19 protein-coding genes are annotated in these 20,873 nt (G+C 65.1%); 6 read left to right on the top strand and 13 right to left on the bottom strand.

Annotated features, from left to right (window positions below):
• The first annotated feature begins 226 nt into the window (after positions 1-226).
• The 4 genes from AC4NN3_RS02110 (at position 227) to AC4NN3_RS02095 (ending at position 3,885) form a co-directional block, all read left to right on the top strand.
• On the top strand, positions 227-847 hold the full coding sequence (locus AC4NN3_RS02110; RefSeq protein WP_491925496.1) for a hypothetical protein: 621 nt from the start codon (positions 227-229) through the stop codon (positions 845-847).
• Between the two features lie 124 nt (positions 848-971).
• Positions 972-2,204 carry a polysaccharide biosynthesis/export family protein gene (locus AC4NN3_RS02105; protein WP_491925495.1) on the top strand — a complete coding sequence of 411 codons (1,233 nt, stop codon included), beginning with the start codon at positions 972-974 and terminating at the stop codon, positions 2,202-2,204.
• The gene (gene exoK / locus AC4NN3_RS02100) at positions 2,201-2,989 is read left to right on the top strand and encodes an endo-1,3-1,4-beta-glycanase ExoK (RefSeq protein WP_491925494.1); all 789 of its coding nucleotides are present in this window, start codon (positions 2,201-2,203) and stop codon (positions 2,987-2,989) included. Before AC4NN3_RS02105 ends, exoK begins: the two co-directional genes overlap by 4 nt.
• Positions 2,990-2,991: 2 nt before the next feature.
• Positions 2,992-3,885 carry a polysaccharide pyruvyl transferase family protein gene (locus tag AC4NN3_RS02095; RefSeq protein ID WP_491925493.1) on the top strand — a complete coding sequence of 298 codons (894 nt, stop codon included), beginning with the start codon at positions 2,992-2,994 and terminating at the stop codon, positions 3,883-3,885.
• Here the strand turns inward: AC4NN3_RS02095 and AC4NN3_RS02090 are convergent.
• The 7 genes from AC4NN3_RS02090 to AC4NN3_RS02060 all read right to left on the bottom strand — a co-directional run bounded on the left by AC4NN3_RS02090 (position 3,882) and on the right by AC4NN3_RS02060 (position 10,501).
• Complete coding sequence (locus AC4NN3_RS02090) at positions 3,882-5,375, bottom strand: lipopolysaccharide biosynthesis protein (RefSeq protein ID WP_491925492.1); 1,494 nt, start codon at positions 5,373-5,375, stop codon at positions 3,882-3,884. The genes AC4NN3_RS02095 and AC4NN3_RS02090 overlap by 4 nt on opposite strands.
• Positions 5,372-6,373 (bottom strand): glycosyltransferase family 2 protein, encoded by a 1,002-nt coding sequence (locus AC4NN3_RS02085; RefSeq protein WP_491925491.1) that lies wholly within the window; start codon positions 6,371-6,373, stop codon positions 5,372-5,374. Before AC4NN3_RS02085 ends, AC4NN3_RS02090 begins: the two co-directional genes overlap by 4 nt.
• Entirely contained in the window at positions 6,324-7,601 is a 1,278-nt protein-coding gene (locus AC4NN3_RS02080) for an O-antigen ligase family protein (protein WP_491925490.1), read from the bottom strand. Before AC4NN3_RS02080 ends, AC4NN3_RS02085 begins: the two co-directional genes overlap by 50 nt.
• Before the next feature lie 11 nt (positions 7,602-7,612).
• The gene (locus AC4NN3_RS02075) at positions 7,613-8,815 is read right to left on the bottom strand and encodes a glycosyltransferase family 2 protein (RefSeq protein ID WP_491925489.1); all 1,203 of its coding nucleotides are present in this window, start codon (positions 8,813-8,815) and stop codon (positions 7,613-7,615) included.
• A gap of 26 nt (positions 8,816-8,841) precedes the next feature.
• On the bottom strand, positions 8,842-9,225 hold the full coding sequence (locus tag AC4NN3_RS02070; protein WP_491925488.1) for a hypothetical protein: 384 nt from the start codon (positions 9,223-9,225) through the stop codon (positions 8,842-8,844).
• A gap of 11 nt (positions 9,226-9,236) precedes the next feature.
• Positions 9,237-9,896 (bottom strand): sugar transferase, encoded by a 660-nt coding sequence (locus AC4NN3_RS02065; RefSeq protein WP_491925487.1) that lies wholly within the window; start codon positions 9,894-9,896, stop codon positions 9,237-9,239.
• 422 nt (positions 9,897-10,318) lie between these two features.
• Entirely contained in the window at positions 10,319-10,501 is a 183-nt protein-coding gene (locus tag AC4NN3_RS02060; protein ID WP_491925486.1) for a hypothetical protein, read from the bottom strand.
• Between the two features lie 436 nt (positions 10,502-10,937).
• On the opposite strand from AC4NN3_RS02060, the gene galU reads away from it, so the two are divergent.
• Positions 10,938-11,849 (top strand): UTP--glucose-1-phosphate uridylyltransferase GalU, encoded by a 912-nt coding sequence (galU, locus tag AC4NN3_RS02055; RefSeq protein ID WP_491925485.1) that lies wholly within the window; start codon positions 10,938-10,940, stop codon positions 11,847-11,849.
• 15 nt (positions 11,850-11,864) lie between these two features.
• Here galU and AC4NN3_RS02050 read toward each other — a convergent pair whose 3' ends face one another.
• Genes AC4NN3_RS02050 through AC4NN3_RS02035 form a run of 4 tightly spaced genes read right to left on the bottom strand, consistent with a single transcriptional unit; the run spans position 11,865 to position 17,188 of the window.
• Entirely contained in the window at positions 11,865-14,099 is a 2,235-nt protein-coding gene (locus AC4NN3_RS02050; protein ID WP_491925484.1) for a Wzz/FepE/Etk N-terminal domain-containing protein, read from the bottom strand.
• Between the two features lie 41 nt (positions 14,100-14,140).
• Positions 14,141-15,031 (bottom strand): glycosyltransferase family 2 protein, encoded by an 891-nt coding sequence (locus AC4NN3_RS02045; protein WP_491925483.1) that lies wholly within the window; start codon positions 15,029-15,031, stop codon positions 14,141-14,143.
• 4 nt (positions 15,032-15,035) lie between these two features.
• Complete coding sequence (locus AC4NN3_RS02040) at positions 15,036-16,034, bottom strand: glycosyltransferase family 2 protein (RefSeq protein ID WP_491925482.1); 999 nt, start codon at positions 16,032-16,034, stop codon at positions 15,036-15,038.
• Positions 16,031-17,188 (bottom strand): glycosyltransferase, encoded by a 1,158-nt coding sequence (locus AC4NN3_RS02035; protein WP_491925481.1) that lies wholly within the window; start codon positions 17,186-17,188, stop codon positions 16,031-16,033. Before AC4NN3_RS02035 ends, AC4NN3_RS02040 begins: the two co-directional genes overlap by 4 nt.
• Before the next feature lie 814 nt (positions 17,189-18,002).
• Here AC4NN3_RS02035 and AC4NN3_RS02030 point away from each other — a divergent pair.
• Positions 18,003-19,196, top strand: coding sequence for a multidrug effflux MFS transporter (locus AC4NN3_RS02030; protein ID WP_491925480.1), 1,194 nt, complete (start codon positions 18,003-18,005; stop codon positions 19,194-19,196).
• Between the two features lie 149 nt (positions 19,197-19,345).
• Here the strand turns inward: AC4NN3_RS02030 and AC4NN3_RS02025 are convergent, their stop codons facing one another.
• Together AC4NN3_RS02025 and AC4NN3_RS02020 are read right to left on the bottom strand one after the other, a co-directional pair.
• Positions 19,346-19,525, bottom strand: a complete 180-nt coding sequence (locus AC4NN3_RS02025; RefSeq protein ID WP_491925479.1) for a CidA/LrgA family protein — start codon at positions 19,523-19,525, stop codon at positions 19,346-19,348.
• Between the two features lie 107 nt (positions 19,526-19,632).
• On the bottom strand, positions 19,633-20,868 hold the full coding sequence (locus tag AC4NN3_RS02020; RefSeq protein WP_491925478.1) for a metal-dependent hydrolase family protein: 1,236 nt from the start codon (positions 20,866-20,868) through the stop codon (positions 19,633-19,635).
• Between the last annotated feature and the right edge of the window lie 5 nt (positions 20,869-20,873).

The raw sequence follows: 20,873 nt of genomic DNA, 5'->3' as shown, positions 1-20,873 counted from the left end.
GGCCGAAATTGGCGCATAGGCCTTGCCACAATTGCGTCGGCTGCCTGGATGGGACTCCAGGCTCAGATATAACGGTGACCGTTCAGACGGCACCTTCATGTGTTCGCCCTCGCTACCCTCCCAGCAACTACCAAGAGAATTTGCTTTGGTTCAAAACCGATACACTTTGCTTGAGCATGTGGGGGATACCCACGAGTGGCGTTTCACCTGGGAGATCAGGGACGACGTGACCACTGGCAGCGCGTGCGGCTTCTGCGGACGCACCGCTCGCCGCGTGACCTATGCGGTTACCCGGCAGACGCAATCGGCCTGGATCTGCGAGAACTGCGTCAGCCGCTACACGATCAGCGCCGACATCGATGGTCAGCCGCTGGGGCCCAAGGAGGCCCGCGCCTATGCCCATGGCCTGACCGCCCGGCTCAAGCAGCAGACCTGCCAGGAGATCATCCGCGGCGTCCAGGCGCAGCTGCAGGATACGGACCTGGAAGAGGCGGCAGTGTATTTCGACCGCAATCTGCAGCTTTCCCCGCACCGTGCCGCCCGCCTGTTTGCCGCCCTGATGCAGCTGGGCGAGCAAACCAACCTGCAGATCTTCGAGATCCAGACCCGCAGCAACCTGCATCAGCAGGAGTTTGGCGACCTGTCCGACGCCGAACGCCGCCTGGTCTGGCCGGCTTTGTCGCCGCAACAGCGCCGCCGCCTGGCCTCCCTGGGATTTGCCCCGGCTGGCATGGTGGTCCGCCGCAACGCGACCGCCCGCGCCGGCCGGGTGGAAGTCCGGCTGTCCACTCCACGCATGCCTGCTTTGACCGAGGTGGCAAGTCTCAATCCCAAGCCGAAAACCTAGCTGATACAGACAGTTACCCTGGTCGCCGTATAATCGAGGCAAGCCCTGCCGCAGCCTCGCCCCATTGCGGGCACGATCGGTATAAACAATCCTCGTCAACACTGTCAGCAGCGAGGACGGGTATTTGCCAAGAACTGCCCCGCACCACAATCCACCATTCCTGCGGCTTGCCGTCGGCCTTGTCATCGGCCTGGCCTGCACGAGCAGCATCCAGGCCGCCACGCCCTATACGCTGGGCGTCTCCGATACGCTGACCATCAGGGTGGTGCAGTGGAATGCCGGCAGCTCGACCTTCGAGGAATGGACGGCGCTCAGTGGCGACTATGTCGTGGGCGCCGATGGCACCGTCAACTTTCCCATGCTCGGCGCCGTCGAGGGCACCGGCAAGACCAGCGCCGACCTCGCGGCCAGCCTGGGAACAACCCTGCAGCAGACCCTGGGCCTGAGCACGGCCCCTACCGTCACCGTTGAAGTCTCGGCCTATGGCCCGATCTATGTGACCGGCGATGTTGGCATGCCCGGCCAATATCCGTTCGCGCCCAACCTGACGGTGGTCAAGGCCCTCGCTTTGGCCGGCGGCGAACGGCGCACCGCCGACGCCGCGGCCCGCCCGGAGCGGGAAATGCTCACCACGTCGGGCGCCCTGCAGGTGCTGCAGGACGAGTATCGCCGCCTGCTGGTCCGCCGGGCCCGGCTGGATGCCGAACTGGCAGGCCAGGAAGCCATCGCGGTGCCGGCCGAGCTTGCCGAGGCCGATGAGCTCGACGCCCTGCTGGCTGCCGAAGCCGCCATCCTGTCGGCGCAGCGGCGGCAGGCGGCGGCGCAATCGAGCTCGCTGGCCGACCAGATCACCCTGTTGAACCGGCAGATCGAGGCCTTCGGGCAGAAGGCCACCGGTACCGAGACGCAACTGGTCCTGGCCCGCGAACAGCTCGAAAAGGTCACGGCACTGTCCGATGACGGCCTGGCTTTGGCATCGCGCGTGGCGTCGCTGCAGACCAGCGTCTCCGATCTGGAATCACGCCTGCTCGATACCCAGACCACCACCATGCAGGCTCAGCAGGACATTGCGGCGGCCGAGCGCGAGCAGGCCCAACTGACCGATCAGCACCTCTCCGACCTGTCGCTCGAGCGCCAGACCGTGGACGGTCAAATAGCCGCCCTGCAGCTCAAGATTACCACCCAGCAAGGCCTGGTGCAGGAGGCCGCGCTGTTCACCGGCCTCTCCGTGCCGGGCAATGCGCCGCCGACCATCAGCTACACCATCGTCCGCAATGGCGAGGAAGTGGATGCCGACCTCAATACCGCAATCGAAGCGGGCGACGTTGTGGTCGCGCGACTGGAGCTGACACCATGATCGCACGCAGCCTGCTTGCCACCCTCGGCGCCCTGGCACTGATCCAGACCGGTCCCGCTTTGGCTCAAGGCACCGCCTTCCACGATGATTTCGATTCGCTCGATCTCAAGCGCTGGTACGTCTCGGACGGCTGGAGCAACGGCGCCCACCAGAACTGCGTGTGGTCGAGCGACCAGGCCAAGGCTGCCGACGGTACGCTGAACGTCGGCTTTGCCCCCCTGCCCAAGAACGATCGCCAGTATCGCTGCGGCGAAATCCAGACCCGTACCGCATTCGGCTACGGCACCTTCGAGACGCGGATGAAGACGCCGGCCGGCTCGGGGCTCAATGCGGCCTTTTTTACCTATATCGGGCCCCAGCAGAGCAAGCCGCATGACGAGATCGACTTCGAAGTGCTGCTGCGCAATACCGGCCAGGTCGACACCACCACCTTTGTCAGCGGCAAGAGCGGCGATGGCAAGGTGGGCAGCGGCCAGTCCCATGCCCTGCCCGGCCCGTCGGACGCCGATTTCATCACCTATGCCTTTACCTGGGAGCCGGACCGCCTTCGCTTCTATATCGATGGCGAGCTGGTCCGCACCATGGACGACCCCAAGACCATTCCCAAAAATCCGCAGCGCATCTTCTTCAGCCTGTGGGGCTCGGACACGCTGACCGACTGGATGGGCGCCTTCACTCCCGTCACCGCGCCCATCGCGCTCGAGGTGGACTGGGTGGCCTTCACCCCGCTGGGCGAGGACTGCGCCTTCGACGATTCCATCCTGTGCCAGGAGCAAGGGGACTAACGATGAAACTGGTATTCTTTCGCGGCAAAGTGCCCAATTTCGGCGACGAACTGAACCTGCATGTCTGGCCGGCTTTGCTGCCCAAGGGCTTCCTCGACGAGGACGAGAGCGAGCTGTTCGTCGGCATCGGCTCCATCATCGGCGACCACCTGCCCGCCCAATCGCGCAAATTCGTCATGGGCTCGGGCTATGCCGGCTATATGGGCCTGCCAGACGTGCATGACGGCAGCTGGGACATCCGCTTTGTGCGCGGCCCCAATACCGCCAAGACATTGGGCATCGCGCCGGATCTGTCGATCTGCGACAGCGCCATCCTGTTGCGCGCCATGGACCTGCCGCCTCCCGACAAGACCGTTGGCGTCGCCTTCATGCCGCACTACGAGAGCCTGGAGCGTGGCAACTGGGCCGAGGCCTGCCGCCAGGCCGGCATCACGCTGATCGACGCCACCGAACCCGTGGAGAAGGTCCTCAGCCAGATCCAGGGGGCACGTCTGCTGATTACCGAGGCCATGCACGGCGCCATCGTCGCCGACGCCCTGCGCACGCCCTGGATCGGGGCTCTCCCCATCTATGGCGGCCATCACAAGAAGTGGCTCGACTGGGCGGGCGCGCTCGATCTCGAGGTGCGCCTCAACCCGCTCAAACCCAGCAGCGTGCTCGAATACTATATCAGCAAGACCGGCCGCGGCGGCAGCCTGGGCAAGGTGGGCCGCCTCAGCGCCTCGCCGCTGGCCGCCCTGCCCAACAAGGCGTTCACTGCGATTGCCGCGCAACACCTCGATCAGATGGCCCGCCTCGAGCCGCAGCTCAGCAGCGACGCCATGATCGTGCGGGTGACCGAGCGCGCCCAGACGGCGGTGGATGGTTTCGTCCGCAGCCGGGTGGCAGCGGCCTAGCCGCGCCGCCGGCGGACGAAGCCGAGCAGGGTTTCGATCCGCGATCTTCCCAGCAGCGCAATCATGGCGCCGTAGCTCAAGGCTGCGGCGCCTATTGTTGCGCCTAGCCGCAGCAGCGGCTCCACCGCCCCCAGTTCATGCTGCACCAGCCAGCCGCACAGGGCCATGACCAGCGTTGCGGCTACCGGCACCGCGAACGAGCGCAGATAGGTCCAGATCGAGATCCCCAGCAGACTGACCACCATGTGCAGCGTCGGTAGCCAGAGCAAGACATTGAGGATCACCAGCGAAGTCGTCAGCGCCACCACGCCCCAGCTGGCAAAGAGGAATATGTAGAGCACCGTCACGGCCTGCTTGCCCAGGATATAGTAGAACCACAGGTTGGCCTGACCCTGGCTGCGGATCAGCGAGGACTGCAGTATGCCCACCGCCGTCAGCAGACCCAGCACGCAGAAGGCCTGCACTACCGGCACGGCCGGGATCCAGGCAGCACCAAAGGCAAACGGAATGAGGTCGCCGGCGACCAGCACCAGCCCGGCAAAGACCGGGAAGGCCACGACCGACGACGCAAAGGTGCCCAGCAGATAGGCCTCGCGCAGCTTGGCCGGCTCGCGCTGCATCGATGACAGCAGCGAATAGGAGACCAGGTTGAGGGCGCCCGAGAGCAGATCGGTCAGGATCTGGAAGATGCGGCGGGCAAAGCTGTAGATGCCCAGCCAGGTCGGCCCCATCAGGGCGCCGATCAGCAGCTGGTCGATATTGATTGTCGTGATGAAGTGGTTGCCGTTGGAGAACAGGCCAAAGGCACGCAGGTCGGCCAAGGCATCGCGATCGAAGCGCAGCCCCGGCAGCCAGCGCGCGCCCACCATGGCCCCGATGCAGGCCGCAATCGAGCCGGCCAGCTGCGAGAAGGCCAGGGCCCAGAGGCCGACACCGGCCCAGAGCAGCCCCAGGCAGACCAGCGCGGTCACCACCGACGCCACCGTGGTGCGCAGGGCCAGCATCTTGAACGACATGGTGCGCACGATCAGCGCATTGGGCACGGCAGCGGCCATGTCGAAGATGACCCGCGCCGCCACCAGGGGAATGAGCAGGGCCAGCAGCGGCTGGCCGGCGGCGCTGCCAATGAACGGCCCGGCAACGCAGAGCGCCGCATAGATGATCAGCGCCGCCCCCAGGCAGAGCCAGAAGACGGTATCGAGATGGGCCGAACTGATCTTCTCGCGCTGGATCAGCGCCTCGCGGAACCCAGCCGGCGCCAGCGCAACGCCCACGCTGGCAATGCTGACGGCAAAGGCGACAATGCCGAATTCGGTCGGCGACAGCACGCGCGAGCTGGCCAGAAACACCAGAAAGCCCAGGGCGCCGGGCACGAAGCTGCTGACCAGCGACCACAGCGTGCCCCGGATCGCGGCAGAGGCGCGGCCCTTGCTGAGATGGTCGCGCCCATTGGCAGGCTCTGGGGCGGTCGATTCTATTGCCAGGGTCATGCCGGCTGTACCGGCCCCCGCTGGCGCGAGGCGACAAAGCGGTCGAATTCCGGTGTCAGCCGACCCAACATGCGGATCATCAGCCCCCGGGCGCGCAGGCGCAGCGCCTCGCGCCGCGATACATGCCCCTCCAGCCCCTGCTCGATCAGCGCCTTGGCCACATGGGTGGCCCGCACCGCGACCGGCGCGGCATAGCGCGGACTGGTCAGGAATGCCGCCCGCTGCGCCTGGCTGGTCTCGCCCCAGACCTTCTGCCGCAGGGTCTGCACGGCCCGCTTGAGATCGAGCTCACGCCGCAGATAGCCCGCCTTCAGCTCGGCATTGCGCGTGGTCTGCTCGGCATTTTCAGCCCACACTGCCAGCGGCGTCATGGCCACATAGACCGGTTCGACGATCGAATAGGTCCGCAGATATTCCTGCAGCGTCGCCGTGCAGGCAAATTCGATCTCCAGCATCGAGCGCGCCCGCACGGACCAGAACAGCCCGCCATTGGACACCCCGATCCCGGCCAGCAGCGCCAGCCTGAACTCCTCGGCAGCATAGGCGCCCTCGGTGAACAGGTCATCGAGCACGCCCTGGCTGCCGAGCCGGGCATCCGGCGTGCCGCTGGCATATTCGATCACCTGATTGCGCAGCACGATCTCGACGCCCTCGCGCCGCGCCAGCGCGATGTTTTCCGCGCAGAAATCGGGCTGGATGGAATTGTCATCCTCCACCACGCAGAAGAACTCGGCCCCATGCGGATTGTCCGCGCCAAAGCAGTGGTCGATATTGCGCGAGGCAAACAGCTGCGGCTTGTTGGGCGTATAGCGGATGCGCGGATCGTTGAGCGCCGCCACCACCTGCCGGCCCGCTTCGGCCGGATCATCATCATAGACATCGCAGACCCAGTCTGGTGCGGTCTGGGCCATCATCGACTGCAGCGCGCGGCGCAGCGCCTCGGGCCGCCTATAGGTTGGTGTGCGGAAGTGAACGCGGTCGGGCTGGAAGGACGACATGGCTCATAACTCCTGGGGAAAGACGCGGCCTTGCAGCGCCCGCAGAAGGGCGGCGCAAGGCGGCAAGCCCGGCTAGGGCATAGATCAATGTGGCAACGCCCATGATCGAGCGGATGGAGAATTCGAAGAACACCTCGACCTCGATGAAACTGCGCAGGATCATCAGGGTCTGCAGCGCCAGCAGCAGGGCATTGGGCGCATTGGGCCGGGCAAAGGCATAGATGGCCATCAGCAGCGCGCCGCCATACATGATGGCGATCTGCAGCCCCAGGCCGATCAGCCCGATCTCGACGGCATTGGAAATATAGGTGTTGTGGAAGTTGAACCCGGCGCCCGAGGGCACGTCGAACATGGCCCAGAGCTCCTCGGCGGGGGCAAAGCCGGCTACCCAGAACGAGCGATAGCCCAGCCCCTGCAGCGGCCTTTCGGCGATATAGCCCAGCCCCGTCGCCCAGAGTTCGGTTCGACCGGTCAGCGTGGCATCCTTGCCCGAGCCCTCGAGGATATCGGTGAGCAGCGCATCGCCCATCGTGCCGATCAGCAGCGCCAGGGCGGCAGCGCTCAGGAGCAGCACGGCGATCATGAAGACCCGCTGCATGCCGCTCAGCCGGGCGGACAGCACGGTCAGCAGGACAATGCCGATACACGGCACCACCATCATGCTGGCGCCGGCCGATTGCGCCAGCACCAGTAGCGGCGCCGCTGAGGCCGCTCCGGCCACACCCAGCAGCCGCAGCACCCAGTGTGACTTGCCATCGGCCGCCACGGCCACCGCGATCAGGGCGAAGACGGCAATATGGGCGGCGAAGGCATTCTTGCTGCCGAAGACGCCCAGCCAGGCGCCGAACGATCCGGTGCGGCCGAACAGGATGCTGGCGACGACGCCAATGCCATAGACGATGAACATCAGCCGCATCAGCGACCGGGTCGACAAGCGGCCCGTCAGCACCACGGCGACGACCAGGGTGAAGGTCAGCTGCAGCCCATAACGCAGCGAATTGGCCGGATATTGCGACCACAGCGCCGTCAGCAGGCAGTAGGCGGGCAGCAGCAGCACGAACCACCAGCGCTGCAGGCTGTCGATGCTGGCCGAGATATTGCTCACGATCAGCAGCCCCCCGCAGGCCATGAACACCAGGGCAGCCAGCGAGCCGAACATGGCATTGAGCACCAGGGCGGCAAAGGCGCCGAAGGTCAGCAGATAGGCCTGGTTGATGGTCAGCTGCATGGGGGACGCTCTCATGACGCCGCCTGCAGGACTGGGCGCAGCTCCAGCCGCGCCTCGGGAATGAAGCCGGCGGCATAGTGACCGGCCTGATCCAGCGCCACACAGTGCCCACCGGCATGCGCCGCCAGTGCAAGCCATGGAGAGGCTGGACGCGGCGCGAACCAGTCAACCGCTTGGGGCGGCACATAGTCGGGCACGACCAGATCGGCGCCTGTCGCCCCGCGACCGCCCAGGGCGATCGCCTCGGGCCGTTGCGGCGCGCCGGCCGGGCCAGCCGGGCGGCGACGCCCCTCGACAAACGAACGCCACAGCCGCCCCAGATGGGCCGGTTCGCCCGCCAGCAGGCGCAGGGCCAGTACGGGTTGACCCTGCTTGATGCTGGCGACAAGTCGCTCATAGGACAGCCCCGATTGCAGGGCGGAAAGCCGTTTGGCAAAGGCGGCGGACAGCTCGGCCGACAGCGGCTTCTGGCCACCGGCCAGGGCTGCCTGGCGGTCAACCATGGCCTGCATGTCCGGCACGGACAGCCGATGCGAAATCGATGCCGCATGCCGGCGATAGAGATAGAAGGGTTCGCGCACGACCAGCATGCGCGCCTCCGCCAGCAGCAGGCGCAGCACGAAGTCATAGTCCTCGCCGATGCGCAGGCTTTCGTCATAGCGCAGCGCTGCCAGCCGGTCGGCCCGGATCAGCGGCTTGAGATAGCCAAGCGCCGGCGCCCCCCCAAGGCCGGCCAGCACCCAGTCCCGGGTTGAGACCACGAGACTGGCCGCCGTTTCCTCCCCCAGCATCAGGCTGGGCGGGCTGCCATCGGCAAAAAACAGCAGCAGGTTGTCGGCAACGATGTCGGCATCGTGCTGGGCGGCGGCGGCCAGCAGCCGCTCGAAGCGCTCGGGATGGATGATATCGTCGGAATCCACCACGGCCACCCACTCGCCGCGCGCCAGGTCAAGCGCCCGGTTGCGGCAATGTGCCGGGCCGCGATTGATATCGCTGGCGCTGAGGCGAATACGCGGATCGGCTGCCATCATCGCGCAGATAACGGTGAGGCTGTTGTCCTGGGAGGCATCGTCGCTGACGATGACTTCGAGGTCGGCCATGGTCTGCCCGAGTACCGATTGCAGGGCCGGCACGAGCTTATCGCCGGCCTCGAAATTGGCCATGATGACGGAGATGCGCGGCCGGCGCCCGGCCGATGGACCTGTGGCGTGCATGCTATCGGCCTGCGCCGTCTTCACGGTCAGGCGACGCCGCCACTCGGCACGGTGGTCTCCGCGGCTACGCCCTGCCCGACCTGCGCCAGCAGTTCCTCCAGACCCTGTATCTGGGTGTCAAGCTGCGCCACCCGCTGGCGGGCGCGGGCAGCGCTGTTCTCGGCCGAGCCAATGGCGGCTTCATCGATGCGATCGCGCTTGCTGTACTCGGCCGCATTGTCCAGCAGGGTCGACGCCTGGGCATAGTAGAAATCCATACGCTGGCTGAGCCCATCGCGTTCGCGGCGGGCATCGGCCAGCGCCATGGCGATGGCATTGCTGATCGTGCCGAAGCGCGCCTCGTCGGTTTCGGCATCGCGGCCGGGATTGCGAGCGCGGAAGGCACGGGGACGAAGTGAAAGCAGAACCATTTTAGTCTCCTTTACCGGCTACCGGTGCGCATGACGACAACCTTGACGGTCTTGACCAGGATCACCAGGTCGCCCAGGAACGACTGCTGCCGCACATAGAGCGTATCGAGCTCGACGCGCTGATCGTAATCGACATCACTGCGGCCGCTGACCTGCCAGAGGCCGGTAATGCCGGGACGAACGGCGGCGTAATGCTCAATCTGCTCGGCATAGCGGACCACCTCGTCCTGGACGATCGGACGCGGCCCGACCAGGCTCATCTCACCACGGATGACGTTAATGAGTTGTGGCAGTTCATCCAGACTGGTTGCCCGCAGAAAGCGGCCCAGCGGGGTGATCCGGGGATCGTCACGCAGCTTTTGCGTCGCTTCCCATTCGGCCCGGGCCTGCGGCTTGGCTTCCAGGTGCTGGCGCAGCGCCTCCTGGGAGTTCACGATCATCGACCGGAACTTGAGGCACTTGAAGCGTTTGCCATTGCGGCCGATCCGCTCATGCGAGAACAGGATGGGCCCGCGATCGGTCGAAAACATCACCACCGCGATGAAGAACATGGTGGGCAGGGCAAACAGCAGAATGGCCGAAGCGACCATGATGTCGAAGGCCCGCTTGCTGCCTAGACCCCACTTGGCGCCGGATTTGGAATGGCTGTCGGATGAATCAATGGTCGACATGGCGTTCTCTCGCTAAGTTCGAAGCCCTGGGAACGATTGGCGCTGCTCTGCCCTTCTGGGCGTGCGGCATGGATCGCGGAAGCGCAGGCGCCCACGCGGGCTCCAGGCCCGTCAAAACATCGAATTGACCCTGTAAGCTGGGTACGCCGCATTGACCGCAAAGCGCCCAATCAGGGTTTGTGCATTGCCGTCGAACTCAGGCAAACATGATCGGAAAAGCGAGGCAACGCCGGGTGCGCATGGCTGCAATGCGGGGCAGGATCACAAATTCACCCCAAACCGGGCGGGCGAACCAAATCAGATCGGGCCGCCAAATGGGAAGCGGTTCAGGACCGGCGCTGCGGCAGTCATTCGCCTTGGCTATTCTTGTGCGGCAGCCCCATGCAAGCAACGTGATGGGACGCGCCAAGCAGAATGGTTGATTACCAGTTCAACAGAAAGGCAAATCCGTTCCAGAGCAGGTAGATGCCGACCCAGGCCAGAGCCATGATGCCGATGGCGACCAGGCCCCAGGGCCATGGAAAGGGCGCGCGCCCCTGCAGGGAAGCGGGCTCGGTCAGCCTCGCGTCCTGCACATGACCATCGTCGGATCGCTTTGGCTCCACGAAAACCTCCCCTGCCGCCGACTTTGCGCCGGCAGCGGCCGGGCATCTGCCTTTTGCGGCGGCTGACACGGCATTGGGACACTCAATACCACTGGCCGGTAAATGCAACCCTGACAAGGGCATAGAAATATGCAGGCGGATCACGTCTGCGTTGAAGCCCGGTCCGATGCAGGCAGCGCCCGCATCGTCACCACCCTACTTGTCATGGCCCGGACAGGCTGATTTCCACTTCACTCTATTGCGATAAACTCGAAAACAAATATGTCGCGACAGCAGGAAATGGGGCCAAAACCTGGCACAGTTGCCTTGAAATTGGGCAGAAAGGATAAGCAGCATATTTGCAATATAGCTATGCAGGGACAAGCCGCGTTTCGTCTGGCTCGACTTGTCGCGACATGGTCCAATCCGCTCACACCCCTCGAATAAGGAGAGCGAATTGCCAAAACGTGTAAAAACTGCTGTTTTTCCAGTCGCAGGACTGGGTACGCGATTTTTGCCTGCAACCAAGGCCATGCCCAAGGAAATGCTCACCGTCGTGGATCGACCGCTGATCCAGTACGCGGTGGACGAGGCACGCGAGGCCGGCATCACCCATTTCGTCTTTGTCACGGGGCGCAACAAGGGCGTCATCGAGGACCATTTCGACCGCCAGTTCGAACTCGAGGCAAACCTGGAGGCCCGGGGCAAGACGGGGATATTGCGTGAACTGCAACGCGACCTGCCCTCGGCCGGCCGGACCAGCTTTACCCGCCAGCAGGAACCGCTCGGCCTTGGCCACGCAGTCTGGTGCGCCCGCGACATCGTCGGCGATGAACCCTTTGCCCTGCTGCTGCCCGACATGCTGTTCAAGGCGCCACGCGGCGTGCTCAAGCAGATGATGGAAACCTATGAGGTCACCGGCGGCAATGTCGTGGCCGTCGAGGAAGTACCGATGGCGGAAGTCCCCTCCTATGGAGTGGTCGGACGCGGCGAGGGCGACGACGAGAGCTTTCTCATCAATGCCATGGTGGAAAAGCCCGCCGTCGCCGATGCGCCCTCCAACCTGATCATCTCGGGCCGCTATATCCTGCAGCCGGAGGTGTTCCCCCTGCTGGCCGACCAACCGCGCGGCGCCGGCGGAGAAATCCAGCTCACCGACGCCATGCAGACTTTGATGCAGCAGCAGAAGTTCATCGGCGTGAAATATGAAGGCCAGTCCTTCGACTGCGGCTCCAAGATCGGCTTCCTCACCGCCAATGTCGCCTATGCCCTGGGGCGCGACGACATCGGCGAGGGTTTCCTGGCGGCTCTGTCCAAGCTTGGCCTGCAGGATGCCCTGATGGAAGGCTTCAAGATCGCCGCTGAATGATCGCCCGGCGGCGCCCTAACGGGGCGCCGCTTCCAGCCGCTGCTCGGCATTGTGGGCGAAACGTTCCAGCCCGCCCACATCGGTAAACCGGGGCAAGGCGTCCAGGTCGACTTTGTTGAGCACCACGCCGATAAGGTAGTCGCCCAGTTCCGGCTCCCGCTCCAGCAGGCTGTTGAGCAGCCGGCGCGGCGTCTTTCCCCATTCAGTGACCAGCACGGCCCCGTCGGTCAGCGGCAGCACCGACAGCGCATCGATCACCAGCCCCAGGGCCGGCAGGTCGAGCAGCACATAGTCGAACTGCCCGCGCGCCTCGGCCAGAACCTTCTGCATAACCGGACCTGAAATGTCGCCGCCGCCTGCCTCCGGCGCCGAGGCAGCGAGTGTCACAATCCCGGTGTCACCGTCGGTCATTGCAGCCTGCTGCCAGTCGCCCCGTTGCGAGGGCAGGATGCGGCTGGGCATGGCCGTTCGGCTCTGCAGAGTATTCTCGTCGGCACTGACGATGAGCACGCGCGATCCCGCAGCCGCCAGCATCTCGGCCAGGGAGGCGACGAAAAGCGTCTTGCCCTCGCCCGGCAGGGCCGAGAGCACGCCCAGCACAGTGGTGCCGCGTTCAGCCATCGGCTGCATCACCAGGCGCGTCGCCTTGAGCGTTTCCATATAGGGCCCGCCCCAGCGCCGGCCAATCCGCTGACCGTCGGCCCCGCGCACCAGGGTCCGAATGGTCTTGAGCTGCTCGGCCGGCGTCGCACCGGGCTTGAGTTGCAGCTTGGGCACATAGCCCAGGAAGCGCAGGCGCAGATGGCGCTGCACCTGCGAGCCGACGCGGAAGCCGCGCTCGCGCAACTCGTTTATAGTACCCAGCATCAGACCCAGAAAGCTGCCGCCAATCAGCGCTGCCGCCAGGATCACCAGCGTCCGCGGGCTCGATGGCTGGTCGGGCAGCAGGGCATCGGTGACGATGCGGATCGAGGGGATCGGGAAGCTCTGGCGCTGCACCGATTCCTCGTAGCGCAGCAGGTAGCTGTTATAGAGCGACCGCAACGCATCGGAGCGCTGCTGCAGCTCATTGAGCCGCACCTGTTCCTGGCTGATCAGGCCGGCGCTCTGGCCTTCCGAGTCGATGTCGCTGCGCAGCCCGGCTTCCTGCTGGGTGGCGATCGACAGCTGCGTGCGATACTGCCCGTCGAGATTTTGCAGCAGGGCATAGATGCGGCTGTCGAGCGCACGCTTTTCCGCGCCCAGGATGGTCAACTGCGGATGGTCCTCGCCAAAGCTGGCGCGCACCTCGGCGATCCGGCTGATCAGGCCGGCCGACTGGGTGCGCAATATGGCAATTTCGGCCGGGTCCGCCTGCGTGCCGCTCAGCAGCGATACATAGTTTGCGGCCGCCTCGGGTCCGGCCGCGACCACGGTCTGCAATTCTTCCGACAGGGCGCGCAGCCGAGCGGTTTCCGCCTGTGCCTCGGCCAACTGGTTGGACAGGCTGCCAATGCGCAGCGTGGTCAGTTCCTGATCCTGTCCCACAGACAGACCGGTCTGCTGGCGATAGGTCTCGATGGCCAGGCTGGCATTGCGCTGGCTGTCGCCGATCTCGGCCAGGCGCTGCTGCAGCCAGTCGGCGGCGGCGCCGGTCGCTTCCAGCTCGGCATTGAGCTGATCCTGCAGCAGGGCATCGGCATAGGCCTGGGCAATGCGCTGCGCCAGTTCGGGCGTCGCCGCCTCATAGCCCACGCGGATGATCGAGCTACGGCCCATGCGATCGACCTGCACATGGGCGCGCAGCATGCCCACCACCTCATCGAGGCTGGCTTCTAGCTTGGCCGTCTGCGGCCCCTGCAGGAAGGGTACGAGCCCGCGCACGCGCTGGGAGAACGAGGGGGGCGGGTTGAGGAAAGCCTCATCGGTCATCAGGTTTTCAGCCCGCGCCACCGCCGCCGCCACGCGGCTGGAGCGCAACACTTCGATCTGGTTGAGCACCTGCGCTTCCATATCGGCACTATTGGTCAGCACGGCCCCCTCGCCGGCCGCCTGTTCGAGGTTGCGGTCGAGCAGCACCTGCCCCGCCGACATATAGCTGCGCGGCGCCAGCGACAGGTAAAGCACGGCCAGCAGCAGCGCCACGAAGACGCTCAGCCCCAGCACCAGAGCCTGCCGCCGCAGCAGGGAAGCCACCCGTTCCAGGTCGATCGTCTTGAGATCGGCCTGTTGCGGGGCCAGGGTTTCCGGATAGCTGGTCTTTTCAAGCATGCATGTACTCCGCCGTGGTGGCTGGAAAAATCAAACAGGGGTCACTGCTGCGTCGGTTGCCCGTAATGGGCTGCCTGGCGCACACCCAGGATGCCGCCGGCAACGCCCAGGTGGAGCATCGCGCGCAGCCAGTTGCGGCGCCGCAATACGGGGGAAAATGTCGTCAGCACGGTCATGGCGCTGCAATAGGCCAGCTTGGCGCCCACAATGGCGAGCGCCCGGGCCCGCGGGCCCGTCTGCAGCATGCCATGCGTCTGGCCGAAGCGCAGGCGCCGACGCACCAGCCAGCCCATGCTGGCCCGGTCGGCCGGCACGGGTTCCTCGACCCGCGCGCCGGGGGCATAGGCGATCGTGCCGCCCAGCGCCGTCAGCTGATAGAAAAATGCCGTATCCTCGCCGCCCGACCGGCCCAGCGCCAGGTCGAAGCGCAGGGCGGAAAAAGGCAGGCTCCAGCGGATCAGCACATTGCAGGTATAACCCGTCCGGATCTGCCCATCGACAAAGACCGGCAACGTGGAATGAAAATCGCCGTCTACCATCCAGCGCGGCGCGTCCGGCGCATAGATGGCGCGAACCGGACCCAGCACGGCTGCGGCCTGCCCTGCTTCGGCCTGTCCCACCAGAGCCTCTATCCAGCCGGGCGCAACGACCTCATCGTCATCCACGAAGGCGACGAAATCGGCACTGGCATGGTCCAGGCAGGCATTGCGGGCAATGCAGATATTGGCCGCCGGTGCATGCACATAGGTCACCACGAAGGGCAGGCGCCCGCGCCAGTCCTCGACCAGATCGCGCGCCGAGGGCTGCTGGTCGTTATCGGCAATGATCACGCGGATACCGTGCGCACCGGTGCTTAACCGGGCGATCGATTGCAGCGTCTCTGCCAGGAACGGGCGGCGAAAGGTGCAGATGCAGATGTCTATGCTGGCCATGCGATCACACCGACCCGCGGCGGAACGGCCGCTGCGCCACATGCGCCCAGAAGCCGGACGACCAAGCCAGGTGCATGATCATCGCCGCCACGCCCACCAGCGGCGACAGCACCATGGGCATGCCATAGTCGGGATAGTATTTGCGCGCCGCGTGCACGCCCAAGGCGATGCAGCCAATACCCCACAGCGCCAGCGGCACCAGGAACCCCCAATGCCAGAGCGACAGGGCGGCCAGCAGCACCACCGGCAGGATGGCGAGGGGCGCCAGCTGCCGCAGGCGCGGCATCACCCGGTGCTTGAGGATATTGCGCGCCCTGCCCCCGCCATAGCCGAAATACTGCCGGAACAGCCCGGCTGCCGTCGATCGCGGATAATAGGTCATGGCCGTGCGATCGGTGAGCCAGATGGTATGCCCGGCCTGGCGCAACCGATAGTCGAGCTCGGCATCCTCGTTGAAACGGAAGGTCTGGTCATAGCCGCCCACGCCACGAAAGGCATCGACCCGCATCAGCGCGTGATGGCCATGATCGACCGGCCCGCGCGCCTTGCCCGAGCGGTGCGCCGAGCCGCCGGTGCCAATGGCAGAATTCTGTGCCGTGGCCACCGCACGCTGAAACGGGGCCACGCCCACGGTGATCATCGGCACGACAATCGAGGCCGCGCCAAGCTCACCGGCTTCGGCGACCAGCTTGCGGCAATAGTCGGGCGGATAGGCCCCATGCGCATCGATGCGAATGAGATAATCGGCCGTATCGCCGAATTCGGCCACGACCAGATTGATCGCTGCGCTCTGGATCCGCTGCGGATTGTGGAGCAGGCGTACGCGCGGACTATACTGGGCCCATTCCATGACGATCGTGCACGTGGCGTCAGCGCTACCGCCATCCGCGACAACGATGGTGGCATCAAGCGCCTCGGCCTCGACCAGCAATGCCGACAGCAGATCGTCGATATGGCGCGCTTCATTGAGGGTGGGAACCACGATCAGGGTGCGGGCACTCATGCGGCTGCCTCCAGTGCGGGCCGGTTGGACCGGCGGGTGGCGAGGCGCTGCACCAGATCGGTGCATTCACGCGCCTCGCAGAGAAAGGTGAGGCGTTCCTGCGCGGCCACGCCGGCCGCCAGTTCGAGAACACGCGCCGGTGTCATGGCGGCGAACATGGACACGAGGGTGTCTTGGGCAATATCGGGGAGCACGACGCCGATGCCGAGCCGCTCGATGAACCGCGCCGTCTCGGTGCCGGCCAGCGCGATCGGGATCGCGCCATTGAGGCACCCCTCATAGAGGCGGTTGGGCAGCAACCAGTTGGAATTGAGCCCCGCCTCGAAAAAGTCGATCGCCCAGACGAAATGCACCGCCGAATAGAGCGCGGGCAGATCCTGCGGATAGGCAAAGGCGCCCCGAAACTGGATATGCGGTGCCTGGGCCACGCGGCGATGGAAATCGCCAAGCTCGGTCAAGGCCGGCCGCCCGGCCAGCGTGACCTTGACGTGCCCGTCAAGGCGCTGCGACAGCGCCTGCAGGGCCGCCAGCGACCTGTTGCAGCGCAGGGCGCCGAACCAGCCGACCCGCAGCACGCCGGGATCAGCCGCCAGCACCGGGTTGCTGCCGAAGGCCGATATGTCCGGTGCGAACACCTTGTTCTCCACCAGGCGCACAGGGGGCGAGCCGTAGCGGTCGAAATAGTGCCGGACAAAGGCCGGCGAACTGGTGATGACCAGCTCGACATTGCGCATCAGCTGCTGCTCGAGCGCACGCATCGCCTGCCCGACCCGGTCGGTCCGCAGCATCAGCCGGTGGATGTCGAGACATTCATAGACCAGGATGGGCGGCACGGCCCAGATCCGCATGAGCCGCTGCGCCACGCCCAGCATTTCCAGGTTGCGCGCGACGATGACGTCCGGGCGTCGCAGCTGCCTTGCCCAGCGGGGAGCCCGCCAGGCGGCCGCCAGCGTGGCCCCCATGCGCTGCAGCATGCGGCCGTCATGGGTGACATCGAGTTCGACAACGCGGTCGAGCGGCAGCCGGGGCGGCGGCGCGTCGCCGCGCCGGAAGCCGGCCAGATCGACCTCGGCGCCGCCCTGGCGGAACATGGCGACACGCCGGCCTACCGCCGGATCGGCAAGGTTGTGCACGAGATACAATATCTTTGGCAATGCGCGGCTCCTGTTCCAGGCGGTGACCTGGCCGGTAGGCCCAGTGGCCCGGCGGCTATTGCATGCGCCCGGCACGCGCCGGACCACCATCATCACCGGGACGATGACAATGGACGCGCAGTTGAGAATGCATGCATGGGAGGGTCAACATGACCTGGGGTGACGCTGTGATGCATGACGCGCATGTCACGAAACAGCCTCAATCGCGCCGCGACACCTGTGCAAGAAGCCTCACAGGACGCAATCCTGAGGGGTGGATCGGGCGCGGTGGCTCAGCCAAGTCCCCCGTTGCGCCCATCGCTCTGCCGGCCACGACCTGCTGTCGGCGACACAAGGGATAAGCCCGGCCGGTCGGCCTTTCAAGCTGCTGCTCAGTATGAAAGGCAAGACTGGAGCGGAAAGCGAATGAACGAGCATCTATGGCCCGCTGTGTGTCCCACTTTGCAGCACAGTCTGGTCCATTCAGAGTTTACGTCGGTTCCGGCCATCCAGGCTGCCTCTCCGACTTCCTAAAAGCGGACTGTCCGCTCACGTCGAGGCAATAGCGACAACGGGGGTGGGAAACGGACGGGCGGCTTTTGGGACCCAGTATCCACTTGCTGCCCTTCGCCACTGATGAAAGGCGAAGTTGACGACGCGCAGGTTCGGACCTAACACTCATCGCATGATAATCGAGATCGGCTTGTTTGTAGTAAGTGGGCGCATGGGCACGGCAGCGTAGCTGTCAGGCGAAAGCACCCATGCGCGGTAAATTTAGCCCCCAAGCGGGGCTTTTTTATTGCCCCTCCACTGTGCAACCTTAGCGGTCATCATCGTGCGAACTGCATCATCCAAACCCCGTCTTGCGACGCTGATCCTGTTGTCGGCGCTCGCCATTCTGCCGATCAATTTCTTTCTCCCGTCACTGCCGAGCATGGCCACCGAGTTCGATGTCGCCTACGGGATTATGGGCCTTTCCCTGGCGGCCTATGCTGGAGTGTCAGCATGCCTTCAACTGGTTATTGGTCCCCTTTCTGACCGGTTTGGTCGCCGCCCCGTGATCCTTTGGACACTGGCGATTTTCATCGTGGCGACGATCGGCTGTGCCATGGCGCCCGATGCGGGGACCTTCCTGGCCTGCCGAATGGTCCAGGCCATCATCGCCCCGACATATGCAGTGTCGCTTGCCGCAATCCGCGACACCACCAGCCGGGAGCAGGCAGCAGGTCAGTTTGGCTATTTGGCCATGGCGTGGGCCATAGCGCCTATGCTCGGGCCAACAGTTGGTGGACTACTCGATCAGCTGCTCGGTTGGAGGGCCGGCTTCTATGTTCTGGCACTTTTCGGGGCTGCGGTTCTGGTCTTGTGCTGGACCGATCTGACCGAAACGAACCGCACGCCATCGAGCAGGATAGCCGAACAGTATCGGGCCTATCCTGAACTCCTCGGCTCGAAGCGTTTCTGGGCCTATTGCGTCTGCATGGCCTTCTCGGTCGGTGCCTTCTATGCCTTCCTTGCCGGTGCGCCGCTGGCTGCCTCGGCTTTCGACCTGTCGCCAGCAATCCTCGGTCTGTATATGGGCTCGATCACAGGCGGCTTCATGGTCGGCAGCTTTCTAGCCGGGCGGCTCGCCGGCAGGTTGCCGGTGACCACAATGTTGGTTGTCGGACGGATTATGGCCTGCGCCGGCCTCTTGATCGGCCTCGTCCTATACGCTGCCGGCATCGATCATGTGCTGGCATTGTTCGGGCCCTGCCTGTTCGTTGGCGTGTCGAACGGCCTTACGCAGCCGAGCGCCAACGCTGGAGCGATTTCAGTTCGTTCGACACACACGGGAAGTGCGGCCGGTCTGGCGGGTGCGATTACGGTCGCAGGCGCCTCCATCACGGCAGCGGTCACGGGTGCCGTTTTAACGGTCGAGAATGCCCAGGCTGGCCTATTGTTCGTGATGCTGGCCTCTGCCGTTGTCGCCCTGGCCGCAGCCATACTTGCCCGACATTTCGATAGCACTGCGCCCGAAACAACATGATCGAGTGAGAATGCGCCCATGTCTGTCCATGGGGTCGCCCCGCGTCTCGCCACCCGCCGTGCCACGCCGCGAAACACCCCACTGCGACCAGCAGCGTCAGTAGGGTCGAAAGCACCAGACCGGCGACCACCGCGATGCCATTGTCGAAATCAGCCTGTAGTGCTGGGAATGCCAGCCCCGACAGGAACGAATACCAACCCCAGATTGGCCAGCAGCCCGTCGGCGGCCTTTGCGACGTAGCCTTGCTCGGCGGCTTCCGGGCGGCGCAGTTGCCCTTGCAGGCTCAGCAGGGCCAGCAGCAGGGCAATACCGACGACCGGACCGGGCACCGGCAGGCTGAGCCCGCGCGATCACCTCACCCGCCAGCTGACAGGCCAGCAATACGAACAATCCAAACAGCATCTTGGCTCACCTTGGCCCGCCGGCCTGCCTGACGTCAGTTAAGCGCGTTTTTGGCCAGCCGGCCGCGCGCCATGATCACCCTCAGGTGCGCGCCATCGTCCTGCAGCAGGCCGATATTGTCGAGCGGATTGCCATCGACCACCAGCAGATCCGCCGAAGCGCCCGCCGCAATAACGCCGGCCTCACCCTCCAGCCGGCATAGCTGCGCGCCGATCGTCGTGGCTGACCGGATGATGTCGGCCGGCGTCAGCACCTTGGCCAGCAACTCGAATTCCATGCAGTGATACCGGCGCAGGCTGCCCAGCAGGTCCGAGCCAAAGGCCATCGGCAGGCCGGCATCGCGCATCACTTCGAGCGAGCGCAGCCCACCGCTGCGCACGATTTCGATCTTGGCGAACTCGGCAGCCCCCAGGCCCAGCGCCTCGCCCTCCAGCGCCAGCGCGTCATAGGCGACCAGCGTGGGCACGGCGATGCAGCCCTTTTCGGCGGCCAATCGCGCCGTTTCCGGCTCGATCAAGTTGCAGTGCTCCAGCGAATGCACACCCAGCTCGACGCAGCGCCGGATCGCCCTGTCCGTATAGACATGGGCCGAAACATAGAGCCCGGCATTGTCGGCCTCTTCCACCATGGCCGCGATCTCATCGCGCGAATACTGGATCGAATGGATCGGGTCATTGGGCGATGACACCCCGCCATTGGCCATGACCTTGATGAAGCTGGCGCCCTCCTTGATCATGGTGCGGCAGGCGGCGCGGACATTGTCGACACCGTCCACGATCAGCCCCATCGAGCCCAGTCGGTCCGAGAACAGGCCCGGCCGGTCATCGGTGCGCGAGCGCAGATCAGCATGACCGCCCGTCGTGGTCAGTCCCTTGCCGCAGATGACGAGGCGCGGCCCGGCGATGATGCCCTCATTGACCGCCCGCACCAGCCCGTAATCGGCCCCGCCCAGATCGCGCAGCGTGGTAAAGCCGCGCAGCAGCGCTTCATCCATCACCCGCGCCGCGCGCAGCGCCGACAGCGAGGCCGGCGCCGTCATATTGCTCCACAGGTCGAGCGTCTCGGCCACGACATGCACATGGCAGTCGATCAGTCCCGGCATGATGGTGCGGCCGCCGACATCGATGGTGACGCAGTTCTCCGGCACGGCCAGGCCCGAGCCGACGGCCGCAATGCGGTCCCCCGTCACCAGCACGTCGAGGCCATCGCGCAACACGCCCGCAGCCGCATCGAGCACACGGCCGCCGGTAAAAACATATCTGGTGGTCATGGTTG

The organism is Devosia sp. MDV22-iso42, assembly GCF_058629155.1.
The sequence above is the reverse complement of the archived record's forward strand: the minus strand, read 5'-3'. Positions and strand labels throughout refer to the sequence as shown.

Coding starts and splice junctions, on each gene's coding strand:
- AC4NN3_RS02045 (WP_491925483.1), bottom strand. CDS start 15,031: ATGGCCAGCATAGACATCTGCATCTGCACCTTTCGCCGCCCGTTCCTG.
- AC4NN3_RS02080 (WP_491925490.1), bottom strand. CDS start 7,601: ATGCAGCTGACCATCAACCAGGCCTATCTGCTGACCTTCGGCGCCTTT.
- AC4NN3_RS02070 (WP_491925488.1), bottom strand. CDS start 9,225: ATGGTTCTGCTTTCACTTCGTCCCCGTGCCTTCCGCGCTCGCAATCCC.
- AC4NN3_RS02075 (WP_491925489.1), bottom strand. CDS start 8,815: ATGCACGCCACAGGTCCATCGGCCGGGCGCCGGCCGCGCATCTCCGTC.
- AC4NN3_RS02095 (WP_491925493.1), top strand. CDS start 2,992: ATGAAACTGGTATTCTTTCGCGGCAAAGTGCCCAATTTCGGCGACGAA.
- AC4NN3_RS02065 (WP_491925487.1), bottom strand. CDS start 9,896: ATGTCGACCATTGATTCATCCGACAGCCATTCCAAATCCGGCGCCAAG.
- AC4NN3_RS02090 (WP_491925492.1), bottom strand. CDS start 5,375: ATGACCCTGGCAATAGAATCGACCGCCCCAGAGCCTGCCAATGGGCGC.
- AC4NN3_RS02085 (WP_491925491.1), bottom strand. CDS start 6,373: ATGTCGTCCTTCCAGCCCGACCGCGTTCACTTCCGCACACCAACCTAT.
- exoK (WP_491925494.1), top strand. CDS start 2,201: ATGATCGCACGCAGCCTGCTTGCCACCCTCGGCGCCCTGGCACTGATC.
- AC4NN3_RS02040 (WP_491925482.1), bottom strand. CDS start 16,034: ATGAGTGCCCGCACCCTGATCGTGGTTCCCACCCTCAATGAAGCGCGC.
- AC4NN3_RS02020 (WP_491925478.1), bottom strand. CDS start 20,868: ATGACCACCAGATATGTTTTTACCGGCGGCCGTGTGCTCGATGCGGCT.
- AC4NN3_RS02050 (WP_491925484.1), bottom strand. CDS start 14,099: ATGCTTGAAAAGACCAGCTATCCGGAAACCCTGGCCCCGCAACAGGCC.